The organism is Streptomyces sp. NPDC051452, from assembly GCF_044454765.1.
Lineage (GTDB): Bacteria > Actinomycetota > Actinomycetes > Streptomycetales > Streptomycetaceae > Streptomyces.
The window spans coordinates 297,502-313,287 of sequence record NZ_JBITEB010000008.1 but is presented as its reverse complement, the minus strand read 5'-3'; the positions used below and the strand labels follow the sequence as shown (position 1 = coordinate 313,287).

At 70.0% G+C, this 15,786-nt stretch carries 14 protein-coding genes; 11 read left to right on the top strand and 3 right to left on the bottom strand.

Going from position 1 to position 15,786, the window contains the following annotated elements:
* The 3 genes from ACIBA9_RS21260 to ACIBA9_RS21250 form a co-directional block, all read left to right on the top strand.
* The coding region (locus tag ACIBA9_RS21260; protein WP_399365049.1) for a vitamin B12 dependent-methionine synthase activation domain-containing protein at window positions 1-1,254 on the top strand (1,254 nt) is incomplete at its 5' end.
* A 172-nt stretch (window positions 1,255-1,426) separates the two neighbouring features.
* Complete coding sequence (locus ACIBA9_RS21255) at window positions 1,427-2,128, top strand: HAD family phosphatase (protein ID WP_362160242.1); 702 nt, start codon at window positions 1,427-1,429, stop codon at window positions 2,126-2,128.
* 436 nt (window positions 2,129-2,564) lie between these two features.
* Window positions 2,565-4,169, top strand: coding sequence for an ABC transporter substrate-binding protein (locus ACIBA9_RS21250; RefSeq protein ID WP_399365047.1), 1,605 nt, complete (start codon window positions 2,565-2,567; stop codon window positions 4,167-4,169).
* 114 nt (window positions 4,170-4,283) lie between these two features.
* Here the strand turns inward: ACIBA9_RS21250 and ACIBA9_RS21245 are convergent, their stop codons facing one another.
* Window positions 4,284-4,955, bottom strand: a complete 672-nt coding sequence (locus ACIBA9_RS21245) for a response regulator transcription factor (RefSeq protein WP_362160237.1) — start codon at window positions 4,953-4,955, stop codon at window positions 4,284-4,286.
* Between the two features lie 87 nt (window positions 4,956-5,042).
* Window positions 5,043-6,077, bottom strand: a complete 1,035-nt coding sequence (locus ACIBA9_RS21240) for a RecB family exonuclease (RefSeq protein ID WP_399365044.1) — start codon at window positions 6,075-6,077, stop codon at window positions 5,043-5,045.
* A 179-nt stretch (window positions 6,078-6,256) separates the two neighbouring features.
* On the opposite strand from ACIBA9_RS21240, the gene ACIBA9_RS21235 reads away from it, so the two are divergent.
* The 3 genes from ACIBA9_RS21235 to ACIBA9_RS21225 all read left to right on the top strand — a co-directional run bounded on the left by ACIBA9_RS21235 (window position 6,257) and on the right by ACIBA9_RS21225 (window position 9,752).
* The gene (locus tag ACIBA9_RS21235) at window positions 6,257-7,936 is read left to right on the top strand and encodes a site-2 protease family protein (protein WP_399365042.1); all 1,680 of its coding nucleotides are present in this window, start codon (window positions 6,257-6,259) and stop codon (window positions 7,934-7,936) included.
* A gap of 38 nt (window positions 7,937-7,974) precedes the next feature.
* Window positions 7,975-8,877, top strand: a complete 903-nt coding sequence (locus tag ACIBA9_RS21230) for a tRNA (adenine-N1)-methyltransferase (RefSeq protein WP_085208270.1) — start codon at window positions 7,975-7,977, stop codon at window positions 8,875-8,877.
* Window positions 8,878-9,170: 293 nt separating this feature from the next.
* Window positions 9,171-9,752, top strand: a complete 582-nt coding sequence (locus tag ACIBA9_RS21225) for a hypothetical protein (RefSeq protein WP_399365040.1) — start codon at window positions 9,171-9,173, stop codon at window positions 9,750-9,752.
* Window positions 9,753-9,759: 7 nt separating this feature from the next.
* Here the strand turns inward: ACIBA9_RS21225 and ACIBA9_RS21220 are convergent, their stop codons facing one another.
* Entirely contained in the window at window positions 9,760-10,062 is a 303-nt protein-coding gene (locus ACIBA9_RS21220; protein WP_399365038.1) for a ferredoxin, read from the bottom strand.
* Window positions 10,063-10,605: 543 nt separating this feature from the next.
* On the opposite strand from ACIBA9_RS21220, the gene arc reads away from it, so the two are divergent.
* The 5 genes from arc (at window position 10,606) to prcB (ending at window position 15,751) form a co-directional block, all read left to right on the top strand.
* Window positions 10,606-12,372: a proteasome ATPase gene (gene arc, locus ACIBA9_RS21215; RefSeq protein WP_362160224.1), complete on the top strand. Its 1,767-nt coding sequence runs from the start codon at window positions 10,606-10,608 to the stop codon at window positions 12,370-12,372.
* Between the two features lie 232 nt (window positions 12,373-12,604).
* A complete protein-coding gene (dop, locus tag ACIBA9_RS21210) occupies window positions 12,605-14,116 on the top strand; it encodes a depupylase/deamidase Dop (protein ID WP_362160221.1) in 1,512 nt (503 codons plus the stop codon).
* A gap of 186 nt (window positions 14,117-14,302) precedes the next feature.
* Complete coding sequence (locus ACIBA9_RS21205) at window positions 14,303-14,521, top strand: ubiquitin-like protein Pup (protein WP_360841292.1); 219 nt, start codon at window positions 14,303-14,305, stop codon at window positions 14,519-14,521.
* Window positions 14,460-14,954 carry an endonuclease VII domain-containing protein gene (locus ACIBA9_RS21200; RefSeq protein WP_399365035.1) on the top strand — a complete coding sequence of 165 codons (495 nt, stop codon included), beginning with the start codon at window positions 14,460-14,462 and terminating at the stop codon, window positions 14,952-14,954. Before ACIBA9_RS21205 ends, ACIBA9_RS21200 begins: the two co-directional genes overlap by 62 nt.
* A complete protein-coding gene (gene prcB, locus ACIBA9_RS21195) occupies window positions 14,906-15,751 on the top strand; it encodes a proteasome subunit beta (RefSeq protein WP_362160216.1) in 846 nt (281 codons plus the stop codon). The genes ACIBA9_RS21200 and prcB overlap by 49 nt, the downstream gene beginning before the upstream one ends.
* Window positions 15,752-15,786: the final 35 nt, after the last annotated feature.

The window sequence follows — 15,786 nt, the reverse complement described above, 5'->3', positions numbered from 1 at the left end:
GACATCATCCTGTCCAACAACGGCTACAGCGTCGTCAACCTCGGCATCAAGCAGCCCGTCTCCGCGATCCTGGAGGCCGCCGAGGAGCACCGGGCCGATGTGATCGGCATGTCCGGACTCCTGGTGAAGTCCACCGTGATCATGAAGGAGAACCTGGAGGAGCTCAACCAGCGCGGCCTCGCCGCCCGCTTCCCGGTGATCCTCGGTGGTGCCGCCCTGACCCGTGCCTATGTGGAGCAGGACCTGCACGAGATCTACGAGGGCGAGGTCCGCTACGCCCGCGACGCCTTCGAGGGCCTGCGCCTGATGGACGCCCTCATCGGCGTCAAGCGCGGGGTGCCGGGCGCGCAGCTGCCCGAGCTGAAGCAGCGCCGGGTGCGCGCCACGCCCGCCCCCGCCGAGGTCCTGGAGCGCCCGCAGGAGGGGCACGTCCGCTCCGACGTCGCCGTCGACAACCCGGTCCCCGTGCCCCCGTTCCGTGGCACCCGCGTCATCAAGGGCATCCAGCTCAAGGAGTACGCGAGCTGGCTCGACGAGGGCGCGCTGTTCAAGGGCCAGTGGGGGCTCAAGCAGGCCCGCACCGGCGAGGGACCGACGTACGAGGAACTGGCCGAGACCGAGGGCCGCCCCAGGCTGCGCGGACTGCTCGACCGGCTCCAGACCGACAACCTCCTCGAAGCCGCCGTCGTCTACGGCTACTTCCCCTGCGTCTCCAAGGACGACGACCTGATCGTCCTGGACGAGCAGGGCAACGAGCGCACCCGCTTCACCTTCCCGCGCCAGAGCCGTGGACGGCGGCTGTGCCTGGCCGACTTCTTCCGCCCCGAGGAGTCGGGCGAGATCGACGTCGTCGGCTTCCAGGTCGTCACCGTCGGCTCCCGCATCGGCGCGGAGACCGCCAAGCTCTTCGAGGCCAACGCCTACCGCGACTACCTCGAACTGCACGGCCTGTCCGTGCAGTTGGCCGAGGCACTCGCCGAGTACTGGCACGCCCGGGTCCGCGCCGAACTCGGCTTCGCGGGCGAGGACCCCGCCGACATCGAGGACATGTTCGCCCTCAAGTACCGGGGCGCCCGCTTCTCCCTCGGCTACGGCGCCTGCCCGAACCTGGAGGACCGCGCCAAGATCGCCGCCCTGCTGGAGCCCGAGCGGATCGGCGTCCACCTGTCCGAGGAGTTCCAGCTGCACCCGGAGCAGTCCACGGACGCCATCGTGATCCACCACCCGGAGGCCAAGTACTTCAACGCCCGCTGACCCCTCCGGGCGCCCGGACGACGGCATCGACGGGACCCCCGGTGCGGCCCACTGCCGCGTCCCGGCGAACAAGAGAGGCGCTTCGGTCGCCGGAGTCGTACACTGGTCGGTCCACTGCAGGCCGGTCCCCGCGCGGGGACCGGCCTGATCGTCCCTCAAGGAGGTGCGCCGGATGACCAGCACGGTCCCCGCGCTCGGAACCCGAACGGCCGAAGGCTCCGCTCTGCAGGCAGTGCTCCTCGACATGGACGGCACCCTGGTGGACACCGAGGGCTTCTGGTGGGATGTCGAGGTCGAGGTCTTCGCCGCCCTCGGCCACGCCCTGGACGAGTCCTGGCGGCACGTCGTGGTCGGCGGCCCCATGACCCGCAGTGCCGGCTTCCTCATCGAGGCCACCGGCGCCGACATCGCCCTCGCCGAGCTCTCGGTGCTGCTCAACGACGGCTTCGAGGCCCGTATCGGCCACGCCCTGCCCCTGATGCCCGGCGCCGCCCGGCTGCTCGCCGAACTCCACCAACACGCCATCCCCACCGCGCTGGTCTCCGCCTCCCACCGGCGCATCATCGACCGCGTGCTGAACGTGCTGGGACCGCACCACTTCGACCTGTCCATCGCCGGCGACGAGGTCTCGCGCACCAAGCCCTTCCCCGACCCGTATCTGCTCGCGGCGGCCAAGCTCGGCGCGGACCCCGCCAGATGCGCGGTCGTCGAGGACACCGCCACCGGCGTCGCCGCCGCCGAGGCCGCGGGCTGCCGCGTGGTCGCCGTACCCTCGCTGGCTCCCATCACCCCGGCCGCCGGACGCACCGTCGTCGGCTCCCTGGAAGAGGTCGACCTGGCATTTCTGCGCGACCTGATGACGGAAATGCGCTAGCCGTTCACCCAGCGTGCAAACCCCATTGATCACCCGCTGGACACATTTCCGGGGGAGGGCACCCGGAGGGAATTCCGGACGGGGCGACCGACCGGAATTCCACTGACTCCCGGCACAGTTACACATGTGACGTTCCCCACTCCGGAGGCCCTCGACAACGTTGCCCCACTGTGCAGAACGGCCCCACCGGCCCCTGAGGGAAGGGTCCTTGTGTCCCGATTGGTGGGATGCTGCACTAATCCTGCCACTGTCGGGTTTTCGGTGCGTCCACACCCGGTTCCACTGCGTGATGGGGGGTCAACTCACGCGACCGTGAACCCTCCTGCGGGCGCGGACTAATCTCATCGCGAGAACATCGCCGCAACCCCCCGTGATCCGCCGCACCACCCATGCATGCCGGGTACACGGACCCGAACAGCTCTGGAGAAACTCCCGCATGAACCGCAAGACTTTGGTGCTGCCGGCGGTAGTCGGCCTGCTCACGCCGGTTCTCGCCGCGTGCGGCGGATCCGGCAGCGGGAGCAAGGGCGGCGGCTCCATCGTCGTCGGCACCACGGACCGGTTCACCGCCACCAAGGCAGCCCCCGCGCCGCTCGACCCGGCCTTCGCCTACGACGTCGGCACCTGGAACATCCTGCGCCAGAGCGTGCAGACCCTGATGGCCCAGCCCAAGGGCGAGGGCGACCCCGTCCCGGACGCCGCCGAGAGCTGCTCCTTCACCGACAGCGGCAGCGAGCGCTTCGCCTGCAAGCTGCGCTCCGGCCTGAAGTTCGCCGACGGCGACCCGGTGACCGCCAAGGACGTCAAGTACTCCATCGAGCGTGCGCTGCGCATCAACGCCGACAGTGGTGTCTCCGCCCTGCTGAACACCCTCGACACCATCGAGACCCAGGGCGACCGCGAGGTCATCTTCCACCTCAAGACGGCCGACGCCACCTTCCCGTACAAGCTGTCCACTCCGGTCGCGGGCATCGTCAACCCGAAGGACTACCAGAAGGACAAGCTGCGCGCCGGCTTCGCCGTGGACGGCTCCGGCCCCTACACCTTCAAGGCCGACGTCCAGAACAACGCGATCGTCAGCGCCACCTTCACGAAGAACCCCTCGTACAAGGGCAGCGTGACGGTCAACAACGACAAGGTCGAACTGCGCGCCTTCAGCGACGCGAACGCGATGGGCGCCGCCATCGACAAGGGCGACATCGACGTGATGACCCGCACCATGTCGCCTTCGCAGATCCAGAAGCTGGACGCCGGCTCCGACAACAACGTCGACCTCGTCGACATGCCGGGCCTGGAAATCCGCTACCTGGCGTTCAACACCAACGCCTCCACCGTGAAGACCAAGGCCGTACGCCAGGCCATGGCCCAGCTCATCAACCGCGGTGAACTGGTAGCCAAGGTCTACGGCACCCAGGCCGAGCCGCTGTACTCGCTGGTCCCGGCGACCGTGACCGGTCACTCCAACTCGTTCTTCAACAAGTACGGCAACCCCAGCGTCGACAAGGCCAAGGGCCTGCTCCAGAAGGCCGGCATCAGCACCCCGGTGAAGCTGACCCTGCACTACACCACCGACCACTACGGCTCGGCCACCAAGCAGGAGTTCCAGATCCTGCAGAAGCAGCTCAACGACAGCGGCCTGTTCGACGCCTCCATCCAGGGCCACCCCTGGGCCACCTTCCGCCCCGCGGAGCAGAAGGGCCAGTACGACGTCTACGGCATGGGCTGGTTCCCCGACTTCCCCGACGCCGACAACTTCCTCGCGCCCTTCCTCGACAAGAACAACTTCCTCGGGTCGCCGTACTCCAACGCCACGATCCAGCACACCCTGATCCCGCAGTCCCGCCGCGAGGCCGACCGGATCGGCGCCACCAACAGCCTGACGGCGATCCAGGACACCGTCGCCGACGACGTCCCCGTCCTGCCGCTGTGGCAGGGCAAGCAGTACGTCGCCGCACGGACCGACATCACGGGCGTCGCCTACGCCCTCAACTCCTCCTCGACGCTCCAGCTCTGGGAGCTCGGCCGCGGCGTGAGCGGCTGACCGGCAGGCACCGGACACGGCGAAGGGCGCCCCTCCCACTGGGAGGGGCGCCCTTCGCCGTCGTACACATCCACATGACGACCGCCGTACACACCGCCGGCCTCATCGCCGTGTTCACTGCGCGCCGGGACGCACCAGACCGCTCTCGTACGCGTACACGGCGGCCTGCACCCGGTCCCGCAGACCGAGTTTGGTCAGCACATGCCCGACATGGGTCTTCACCGTCGTCTCGCTGACGAACAGGTCGGCCGCGATCTCCGCGTTCGACAGCCCCCGCGCCACCAGCTTCAGCACCTCCACCTCACGGTCGGTGAGGGTGTGCAGGGTGTCCGGCACCGGCTCCTCGCCGGACGGCAGATGCGTGGCGTACTTGTCCAGCAGGCGGCGCGTGACGCTCGGCGCCAGCAGGGCCTCGCCGGCCGCGACGACCCGGATCGCCTGCACCAGCTCGTTGGCGGGCGCGTCCTTCAGCAGGAAACCGCTGGCACCGGCCCGCAGCGCCTCCACCACGTACTCGTCCAGATCGAACGTGGTCAGCACGAGCACCTTGGCCGGGCCGTCCCGCCCGGGACCGGTGATCTGCCGGGTGGCCTCCACCCCGTCCATCCGCGGCATCCGGATGTCCATGAGCACGACGTCCGGCTGCAGGGCCCGGACCTGATCCAGGGCCTGCAGGCCGTCGCCGGCCTCACCGACGACCGCGATGTCCTGCTCGGCCTCCAGGATCATGCGGAACCCGGTACGCAGCAGCGGCTGGTCGTCGACCAGTAGGACGCGGATGGCCACGTGACACTCCTTCGCTAGTCCGGCCCATTCTGCCCTGCGTGCGCGGCTCGGTCCGCCGCCGGGGCGGGCCGCCCGGGTTCGGCCGTCTCAGCCGACGCCGGGCGCCTGGACCGGCAGCGGATAGGGCGGGGGAGTGCCGCCGAACTCCGGACAGTGCGCCTGGTGATCACACCAGCCGCACAGCTTGGTCGGCCGGGGCCGCCACACACCCGTCCGCGTGGCCTGCCCGATGGCCTCCCACAGCGCGTGCAGCTTGCGCTCCACCCGCTCCAGATCGGCGGGCACCGGGTCGTACGTCAGCACCTCGCCGCTGCCCAGATAGACCAGCTGGAGCCGGCGCGGCACCACCCGCTTCAGCCGCCACACCACGAGCGCGTAGAACTTCATCTGGAACAGGGCGCCCTCCGCGTACTCGGGGCGGGGCGCCTTCCCCGTCTTGTAGTCGACGATCCGCACCTCACCGGTCGGCGCCACGTCCACCCGGTCGATGATCCCGCGCAGCCGCAGCCCCGAGTCCAGCTCGGCCTCGACGAACAGCTCCCGCTCGGCCGGCTCCAGCCGCGCGGGATCCTCCAGCGTGAACCAGCGCTCCACGAGCCGCTCGGCCTCCCCGAGCCAGCGGGCCAGCCGCTCGCCCTCGGTATCGTCGGCGAACAGCTCCGTCACCTCCGGCCGGCTCTCCCGCAGCCGGTCCCACTGCCCCGGGACCAGCGCCTTCGCCCGCGGCGCGGTCCGCTCCCCGGCGGGCGCGTCGAACAGCCGCTCCAGCACGGCGTGTACCAGCGTCCCCCGCGTCGCGGCCTCGCTCGGCTTCTCCGGCAGCCGGTCGATCACCCGGAACCGGTACAGCAACGGACACTGCATGAAGTCGCTCGCCCGGGAGGGAGACAGCGAGGTGGGCGCCGCGGCCGGCCGCTCCGCACCGGACACCTCCCCGGCGCCGGCCGAGTCGCTCACCGCGATCCCGGCAGCCGTCCCGGTCTGCGGCTCCCGAGACTCCCGGAGCTGCGGCGGTTCCGGCGGTGCCGCGACGGGCGGTTCGGCGGGCCGCGGCAGGGCGACTCCCGCGCCTGGCTCGCCGTCGCCCGGGCGGCCGCCCGCCTCCTCGATGCTGCTGTCCATGTCCACAGACCATACGGCCCACCACTGACAGCGACGTCCCGCCGGCCCGCATCGGCGGTGCGACCCCTGGGAAAACACAAGGGGTGCCGGGGCGGAACGCGCCACCACGGCCGCATACCATCGACCAGAGACCCTTCCGCCCCGGCAGGCGCGGAAAACGCTTCGAACGAGGGGACACCGTGGACGTGAGCGGCGGAAGCGGGCAGCCGCGGTCCGGCAACGACGAGCCGGCCGAGCACCCCGCAGGTCCTACGGCCCCGGTGACCGGACCCACCAGCCACGGCGGGCCGAGGCCCGAACGCCCCGAAGACCCGGCGCCCCCGCGCAATGCGCACGGCACCGACCGCCCCCCGGAGGACCTCCCGCCGGAGGGCCGCTCCCCGGACGGCGACGCGTCCACCCCTGACGCGTCCACCCCTCGGCCGGAAGCCGGCCCCGCGGACTCGAGCCCCCCGGACTCGAGCCCTCCAGCCTCAAGTCCAGCAGACTCAAGCCCCCCGAGCTCCGGCCCCGCCGCCTCCGACCCCGGCGGCTCCAGCCCCACCGGCCCAGGCGACCGGCACGACGGCTCCGGCCCCGCCCACCCGGAGCACCCCGACCAGCCGGACGCGCCTGGTCATCGCGACGACCCCGAGCACCCCGAACACCGCTCCCTCGCCCACTCCGGCATCGCCAAGGGAGAGCCGCCGCAGCCGCGGCCCAAGGAGCCCGGCGGTGGCATCCTCATGGGCCGCCCCTTCGGCGTGCCCGTGTACGTGGCGCCGAGCTGGTTCCTCGTCGCCGCCCTGATCACCTGGGTCTTCGGCGGCCAGCTCGACCGCGTCCTGCCCGAACTGGGCGCCGCCCGCTATCTGGTCTCCCTCTTCTTCGCCGTCGCCTTCTACGCCTCCGTCCTGGTCCACGAACTGGCCCACACGGTCGCCGCGATCCGCTTCCGGCTCCCGGTCCGACGCATCCAGCTGCAGTTCTTCGGCGGAGTCTCCGAGATCGAGAAGGAAGCCGAGACCCCGGGCCGGGAATTCGTGCTGGCCTTCGTCGGCCCCCTGCTCTCCCTCGCCCTGGCCGGACTGTTCTACCTGGCCATGCAGCCCGTCCAGCCGGGCACCGTCCCCGGCGTCCTGCTGGCCGGACTGATGGTCTCCAACCTCATCGTCGCCATCTTCAACCTCCTGCCCGGCCTGCCCCTCGACGGTGGCCGCATGCTCCGCGCCGTCGTCTGGAAGATCACCGGCCGACCGATGAGCGGCACCGTCGCCGCCGCCTGGGTCGGCCGGGCCCTCGCCGTCTCCGTCCTGATCGGCCTCCCCCTGCTCAACCAGTCCGGCGCCCTCGGAGGCGGCGGCGGGGAGACCAGCGGCATGGACACCGTCACCGACGCCCTGCTCGCCGCCATCCTCGCCGCGATCATCTGGACCGGCGCCGGCAACAGCCTGCGCATGGCCCGGCTGCGCGAACACCTCCCCGAACTGCGCGCCCGCAATCTGACCCGGCGGGCCGTACCGGTCGAGACCGACACCCCGCTCTCCGAGGCCCTGCGCCGCGCCAACGCCGCCGGCGCCCGCGCCCTGGTCGTCGTCGACGCCGACGGCCACCCCCTCTCCCTCGTCCGCGAGGCCGCCATCGTCGGCGTGCCCGAACACCGCCGGCCCTGGGTGGCCGTCAGCGGTCTCGCCCAGGACCTGACCGACGGCATGCGCGTCTCCGCCGAGCTCACCGGGGAAGAGCTGCTGGACACCCTGCGCGCCACCCCCGCCACCGAGTACCTGGTCGTCGAGGAGACCGGCGAGATCTACGGCGTCCTGTCCGCCGCCGACGTCGAACGCGCCTTCGTGAAGGCCATGGCCAGGCCCGTCGCCTAGTGGTCGGCGGCCCCGGCAAAGGCCGGTAGGCTGTTCACATGTCCGAACCGACCGGTGCCGCCCGCAGGCGCGGGCCCTTCAAGGTCGGGGACCAGGTACAGCTGACCGACCCCAAGGGTCGCCACTACACGTTCACGCTCGAAGCCGGGAAGAATTTCCACACCCACAAGGGCTCCTTCCCGCACGACGAACTGATCGGCGCTCCCGAGGGCAGCGTTGTCCGCACCACCGGCAACGTCGCCTACCTCGCGCTGCGCCCCCTGCTCCCCGACTACGTCCTGTCCATGCCCCGCGGGGCAGCCGTCGTCTACCCCAAGGACGCGGGGCAGATCCTCGCCTTCGCCGACATCTTCCCCGGCGCACGCGTCGTGGAGGCGGGAGTCGGCTCCGGCTCGCTCAGCAGCTTCCTCCTGCGGGCCATCGGCGACCAGGGCATGCTGCACTCCTACGAGCGCCGCGAGGACTTCGCCGAGATCGCGCAGCAGAACGTCGAGCGCTACTTCGGCGGCCCGCACCCGGCCTGGCAGCTCACCGTCGGCGACCTCCAGGACAACCTGTCCGACACCGACGTCGACCGCGTCATCCTCGACATGCTGGCTCCCTGGGAGTGCCTGGAGGCCGTCTCCAAGGCCCTCGTCCCGGGCGGCATCCTGTGCTGCTACGTGGCCACCACCACCCAGCTCGCCCGGACCGTGGAGTCCATCCGCGAGATCGGCTCCTTCAACGAGCCGACCGCCTGGGAGACCATGATCCGCAACTGGCACATCGAGGGTCTGGCCGTGCGCCCCGACCACCGGATGATCGGCCACACCGGCTTCCTGCTCACCGCCCGTCGCCTCGCCGACGGCGTCGAGCCGCCCATGCGCCGCCGCCGTCCCGCCAAGGGCGCCTACGGCGAGGACTACGCCGGCCCCAACGCCGACGGCGGCAGCGGCCGCTGACGGGCACGCACGCGTACAACGCGACAGCGCCGTGGTCGAGTTCCCCACCGTTGGCGGGGAACTCGGCCACGGCGCTCGCCCGTTGACCGGACACCCGGAACCCCACCTCCACGACCGGCGTCGCCGGGCGGCCCCCGCGGGCGGGGCGGCTGCACGAGCGGAGCGGCTGCACCAGCAGCCCGCACGAGCGGGGCGGCCTGCGAAAACCCCGCCCCCCGCCGTTCCCCCCGCACTGTGACGTGTGGCACCATGCTGGCCACCCACCGGCACAGCCCTCGCAGGAGACACTCCTAGTGCAGCAATCCGCCGTCCCGGAGCTCGCCCACACCCGGACCCGGCCCATCCACTGGGTCGCCACCGCCACCGCCATCGCGGGCGTCGTGGCCCTCTCCTCCGTCGTCCAGCCCGGATCGGCCACCGCGGCCCAGGCCGCCGCCGGCACCCGGTCCCAGTCGGCCCCCGTGTCCGCCGCACCGCCCGGCACGACCGGCGTGCACTTCCCGCTCGACTGCGGACCCGTGAAGGCACTCGTGGTCAAGAAGGCCACCGGTGACCTGGACGGCGACGGCCGGCCCGAAGCCGTCGCCGTCGTGCACTGCGACGCCCCCATGGGCACCCCGCCGGACGGCGTCTACGTCCTCACCCGGCCCGCCGACGGCGGCACACCGCGCGTGGTCGCCACCCTCGTGAACCCCAAGGACCGATCCACCGTCACCGACTTCGCGATACGCGCGCGCACGGTCACCGCCACCCTGCTCGGCTACTCCTCGGACGACGTGCCCAGTTGCTGCCCCGACGTGAAAACCCCGGCCAAGTGGCGGTGGAACGGCAAGGCGTTCGTCCGCACCACCCCGGCCGGGGCCCACAGCGTCTGAGACCCGGCTACTGCGCCTCGGGCCCGTACACCTCGACCTGGTCCTGGACCCGGCGGACATGGATGCACTCGCCGGGACACTCCTTCGCCGAGTCCACCACGTCCGTGAGCAGCGGCAACGGCACCGGCGCCGTCGCCCCACGGTCCACCAGCAGCACGTCGTCCGCGCCCTTCACATAGGCCAGCCCGTCGATGTCCAGCTCGAACACCTCGGGCGCGTACTGGGCACAGATCCCGTCGCCGGTACACAGGTCCTGGTCGATCCAGACCTCCAGCGCCTCGCCGCCCGGGGCCTCCTGCTGCACGGTCACCTCTCCTGCCTTCGGTTCGCCGCCCGGCCCCGCCGGCACGCAAGCCGGCCAGGTCCGCGTCAGCGGCTGTTGAACACACCCGACCCTACCTCCGCACGGATTCCGGCCGTCTTCCCCCGCCACCGGGTTTCCACCCCTGCCGCCTCGGGTACGAGCGCCCGACCAGGGCAGGGGAGCCCCGGCACCGGACCCGGCCGCTTCCGGCCGGACCCACGGTGACACCGACCGCCCGAACCGTCGCTCTGCGTGAAGACCGCGCGAGCGCTCCCCGTGCTGCCCGCGCGCTGTCGACATCCCGACGCGACGCAGGCCGAGCGGACGCGGAACGGACAACTCCGGCCAGTACTGAAGGGTCTTGACCAGACCGCGCACGGAACAAGCTGCTTCCACATCACGTTGAGTGGGTATCCCCTCCGTGCGAGGGAGAGCGCACCGGGTGACCGACGACACACCTTGACAGTCTTTGTGATCTAGGGGTTTCAATCGACACCCACCCAGGTAGGGTCTGGAAGCGTCCAGCTCCCCTTGGAGGAGGTGAGGACCGTGGCAGCCCACGACGACGACATGAACCGCGGCATCCGCCCGGGACGAGGGTCCGACGACCCGGCCGGGCAGATCGCCTACCTTGAGCAGGAGATCGCCGTCCTGCGACGTAAGCTCGCCGACTCTCCGCGACACACGAGGATTCTCGAAGAGCGGATCGTCGAGCTGCAGACGAACCTGGCCGGCGTGTCCGCCCAGAACGAAAGACTGGCCAACACCCTTCGCGAGGCCCGCGACCAGATCGTGGCCCTCAAGGAAGAAGTCGACCGGCTCGCCCAGCCGCCGGCCGGCTTCGGAGTCTTCCTGCAGGCGAACGAGGACGGCACCGCCGACATCTTCACCGGCGGCCGCAAGCTCCGGGTGAACGTCAGCCCCAGCGTCGATCTCGACGACCTGCGCCGCGGCCAGGAAGTCATGCTCAACGAAGCGCTCAACGTGGTCGACGCCATGGAGTACGAGCGCGTCGGCGACATCGTCACCCTCAAGGAGATCCTCGAGGACGGCGAGCGAGCCCTCGTGCTGGGGCACACCGACGAGGAACGAGTGGTCCGGCTCGCCGAGCCACTCCTGGACGTCACCATCCGCCCCGGCGACGCCCTCCTGCTCGAACCGCGCTCCGGATACGTCTACGAGGTCGTGCCCAAGAGCGAGGTCGAGGAACTCGTCCTCGAAGAGGTCCCCGACATCGGCTACGAGCAGATCGGCGGCCTCGGCAACCAGATCGAGGCCATCCGCGACGCGGTCGAGCTGCCGTACCTCTACCCCGACCTGTTCCGCGAGCACGAGCTGCGCCCGCCCAAGGGCGTCCTGCTCTACGGCCCCCCCGGCTGCGGCAAGACACTCATCGCCAAGGCCGTCGCGAACTCACTGGCCAAAAAGGTCGCCGAGGTCACCGGCCAGGCCGCGGGCAAGAGCTTCTTCCTCAACATCAAGGGCCCCGAGCTCCTCAACAAGTACGTCGGCGAGACCGAGCGGCAGATCCGCCTCGTCTTCCAGCGTGCCCGCGAGAAGGCCAGCGAAGGCACTCCCGTCATCGTCTTCTTCGACGAGATGGAGTCCCTCTTCCGCACCCGAGGCTCCGGCGTCAGCTCCGACGTGGAGAACACCATCGTCCCGCAGCTGCTCGCCGAGATCGACGGCGTGGAAGGCCTGCAGAACGTGGTCGTCATCGGCGCCTCAAACCGTGAGGACATGATCGACCCCGCCATCCTGCGCCCCGGCCGGCTCGACGTGAAGATCAAGATCGAGCGTCCCGACGCCGAGGCCGCCAAGGACATCTTCGGCAAGTACCTCACCGAACGGCTCCCGCTGCACACCGACGACCTCGGCGAGCACGGCGGCGACAGGACGACCACCGTCCAGAGCATGATCCAGACGGCGGTCGAGCAGATGTACGCCGAATCCGAGGAGAACCGCTTCCTGGAAGTCACCTACGCCAACGGCGACAAGGAAGTCCTCTACTTCAAGGACTTCAACTCCGGCGCCATGATCGAGAACATCGTGGGCCGCGCCAAGAAGATGGCGATCAAGGACTTCCTGGAGAAGACCCAGAAGGGCCTGCGCGTCTCCCACCTCCTCCAGGCCTGCGTGGACGAGTTCAAGGAGAACGAGGACCTGCCCAACACCACCAACCCCGACGACTGGGCCCGCATCTCCGGAAAGAAGGGCGAACGGATCGTCTACATCCGCACCCTCATCACCGGAAAGCAGGGCGCGGACACCGGACGCTCCATCGACACGGTGGCGAACACCGGTCAGTACCTGTAACGGCAGGGCGGCTGCGGGTGCCCTCACCGGGTACCCGCAGCCGACTGTTTTTCCGGCCACGACCGGAGCAGCCAATGACGCAAATGATCTCCCCACCAGCGCAAAGGCGTTCTAGGCTCGTTCCTGCCGCCTAGTCGCGCAGTGCGGGGACGGGCACCGCACACGCAACGGAGCGCCAGCGGTACTTGAGCAGCGCCCACGACCGAGGGTGCCGCCGGGCAAGGAGGGCCGCATGACCGTACGGCGAGTAATGGGCATCGAGACGGAGTACGGGATCTCCGTCCCCGGTCACCCCAACGCCAATGCCATGCTCACCTCGTCCCAGATCGTCAACGCCTACGCGGCGGCGATGCACCGGGCCCGCCGGGCCCGCTGGGACTTCGAGGAGGAGAACCCGCTGCGGGACGCGCGAGGCTTCGACCTCGCCCGGGAGGCCGCCGACTCCAGCCAGCTCACCGACGAGGACATCGGCCTCGCCAACGTCATCCTCACCAACGGCGCACGCCTCTACGTCGACCACGCCCACCCCGAGTACAGCGCTCCCGAGGTCACCAATCCCCGCGACGCCGTCCTGTGGGACAAGGCGGGCGAACGCATCATGGCCGAGGCCGCCGAACGGGCCGCACAGCTCCCCGGCGCCCAGCCCATCCACCTCTACAAGAACAACACCGACAACAAGGGCGCCTCCTACGGCACGCACGAGAACTACCTGATGAAGCGGGAGACCCCCTTCTCGGACATCGTGCGCCATCTGACGCCCTTCTTCGTCTCCCGCCAGGTCTTCGCCGGCGCCGGTCGCGTCGGCATCGGGCAGGACGGGCACGAACACGGCTTCCAGCTCAGTCAGCGCGCCGACTACTTCGAGGTCGAGGTCGGCCTGGAGACGACGCTGAAACGCCCCATCATCAACACCCGCGACGAACCCCACGCCGACGCCGAGAAGTACCGCCGCCTCCACGTGATCATCGGCGACGCGAACCTCTCCGAGATCTCGACGTACCTCAAACTGGGCACCACCGCACTGGTCCTGTCCATGATCGAGGACGGGTTCATCGCCGTCGACCTCGCGGTCGACCAGCCGGTCCGCACGCTGCACCAGGTCTCCCACGACCCCGGCCTCAAGCGCCTGGTGACCCTCCGCAGCGGCCGCACACTCACCGCCGTCCAGTTGCAGATGGAGTACTACGAGCTGGCCCGCAAATACGTCGAGGAGCGGTACGGCGCCGACGCCGACGACCAGACCAAGGACGTGCTCAGCCGCTGGGAGGACACCCTCGGACGGCTGGAGAACGACCCCATGAGCCTCGCCGGCGAACTGGACTGGGTCGCCAAGCGGGAGCTGATGGAGGGCTACCGCCGCCGCGACGACCTCGACTGGGACGCCGCCCGGCTGCACCTGGTCGACCTCCAGTACGCCGACGTACGAGCCGAGAAGGGGCTCTACAACCGGCTGGCCGCCCGCGGACGCGTCAAGCGCCTGCTGGACGAGTCCGAGGTCGAGCGGGCCCGGACACAGCCGCCGGAGGACACCCGGGCCTATTTCCGGGGCCGCTGCCTGGAGCAGTACGCGGACGACGTCGCGGCCGCCTCCTGGGATTCGGTCATCTTCGACCTCCCCGGCCGGGATTCGCTGCAGCGCGTTCCAACCCTGGAACCGCTACGCGGAACGCGAAATCACGTCAAGGAGCTGCTGGACCGCTGTCGTACGGCGGAAGACCTGGTCAGGGTTCTGTCCGGCAACTGAGCACGATCAGCGGGCGTACCAGCGGGTACTCGACCCGCCTCGGGCGGACGGGGTGGAAATCCCGCCGCCCGGGAATCATCGAGGTGGCCCCCACAGGTTCTTTCGGAACCGCGGGGCCGATGTCGGACCCGGCTTGTAGGGTCTGATCATCACCGATCGGCAGGCGAATCGAGCGGGGTGAGGTTAATGGCGACCAAGGACACCGGCGGCGGCCAGCAGAAGGCGACGCATTCCACCGAACAGGCCGAGGAGCAGACGCAGGAAGCGCAGGCTTCGGAGGACCTCAAGGAACGGCACGAGAAGCTGAGCGACGACGTCGACTCGGTTCTGGACGAAATCGACGATGTCCTCGAGGAGAACGCCGAGGACTTCGTGCGCTCATTCGTTCAGAAGGGCGGGCAGTAGGTCGCCTTTGCCTTCGAATCTGAGGTTCGCGGGCTCGGGGGTGAGGGTGAGCGAGAAGCAGGGAACGAAGCGTTGCTCGCGGTGCGGGAAGGTCGTGCCGCGAGCGGCCTTCGCTCGTGACGAGCCGGTGCGCGACGGATCGCAGTCCTACTGCCGGGAAACGGCCTCGGACGGTCTCTCCGGCAGCCGGCGCGACGGCCTGATCGCCTCTCCAGGGGGCGTCTGCCGGGTATGTCCGGCGGTCCCGGACGCACATGTGGATCACTGCCATGAGACGGGTAGGGTCCGTGGCGTACCGTGCCTCAGCCGCAACGCGGCGCTGGGGCAGTTCAAGGATCAGCCCGAGGCCATCAGGCGGGCTGCTGCATACGTGGAAGGAAACGCGTGGAAGCCAACACTCGTAGCACCGGGCGTCTGCCAGCTGCCTTCCTGACGCCAGGATCCTCCTCCTTCATGGACTTCCTCTCCGGGCACCAGCCGGAGCTGCTGCCCGGCAACCGGCAGTTGCCGCCCACCCAGGGGGTGATCGAGGTGCCGCACGGCACGACCATCGTGGCCGTGACGTTCGCCGGGGGTGTGGTGCTGGCCGGTGATCGCAGGGCGACCATGGGCAACGTGATCGCCCAGCGGGACATCGAGAAGGTGTTCCCGACGGACGAGTACTCGGCCGTGGGCATCGCCGGTGCCGCCGGTCTCGCCGTGGAGATGGTCAAGCTCTTCCAGCTGGAGCTGGAGCACTTCGAGAAGGTCGAGGGTGCCCAGCTGTCGCTGGAGGGCAAGGCGAACCGGCTGTCGACGATGATCCGGTCCAACCTCGGCATGGCCATGCAGGGGCTGGCGGTGGTGCCCCTGTTCGCCGGGTACGACGTGGATCGGGAGAGGGGCCGGATCTTCTCCTACGACGTCACGGGCGGCCGTTCCGAGGAGCACAACTTCGCGGCGACGGGCTCCGGCTCGATCTTCGCGCGTGGTGCGATGAAGAAGCTGTTCCGTGAGGAGCTGACCGAGGAGCAGGCGGCCACGCTGGTGGTCCAGGCGCTCTATGACGCGGCAGACGACGACTCGGCGACCGGTGGTCCCGATGTCGCCCGCCGGATCTACCCGATCATCACCGTGATCACCGAGGACGGTTTCCGCCGGCTCACCGAGGAGGAGACGTCCGAGCTGTCGCGTTCGGTGCTCCAGCGGCGTCTGGAGGAGCCGGACGGCCCGAAGGCCGCCCTGCTCTGAGCGCGGGCCCGGTTCTTATCAAGGTGATCCAGTGA

Bases quoted from the DNA above. Each gene is read 5' to 3' on its own strand.
- ACIBA9_RS21255 (WP_362160242.1), top strand. From the start codon at position 1,427: ATGACCAGCACGGTCCCCGCGCTCGGAACCCGAACGGCCGAAGGCTCC.
- ACIBA9_RS21250 (WP_399365047.1), top strand. From the start codon at position 2,565: ATGAACCGCAAGACTTTGGTGCTGCCGGCGGTAGTCGGCCTGCTCACG.
- ACIBA9_RS21240 (WP_399365044.1), bottom strand. From the start codon at position 6,077: ATGGACAGCAGCATCGAGGAGGCGGGCGGCCGCCCGGGCGACGGCGAG.
- ACIBA9_RS21230 (WP_085208270.1), top strand. From the start codon at position 7,975: ATGTCCGAACCGACCGGTGCCGCCCGCAGGCGCGGGCCCTTCAAGGTC.
- dop (WP_362160221.1), top strand. From the start codon at position 12,605: ATGACCGTACGGCGAGTAATGGGCATCGAGACGGAGTACGGGATCTCC.
- ACIBA9_RS21205 (WP_360841292.1), top strand. From the start codon at position 14,303: ATGGCGACCAAGGACACCGGCGGCGGCCAGCAGAAGGCGACGCATTCC.
- ACIBA9_RS21200 (WP_399365035.1), top strand. From the start codon at position 14,460: ATGTCCTCGAGGAGAACGCCGAGGACTTCGTGCGCTCATTCGTTCAGA.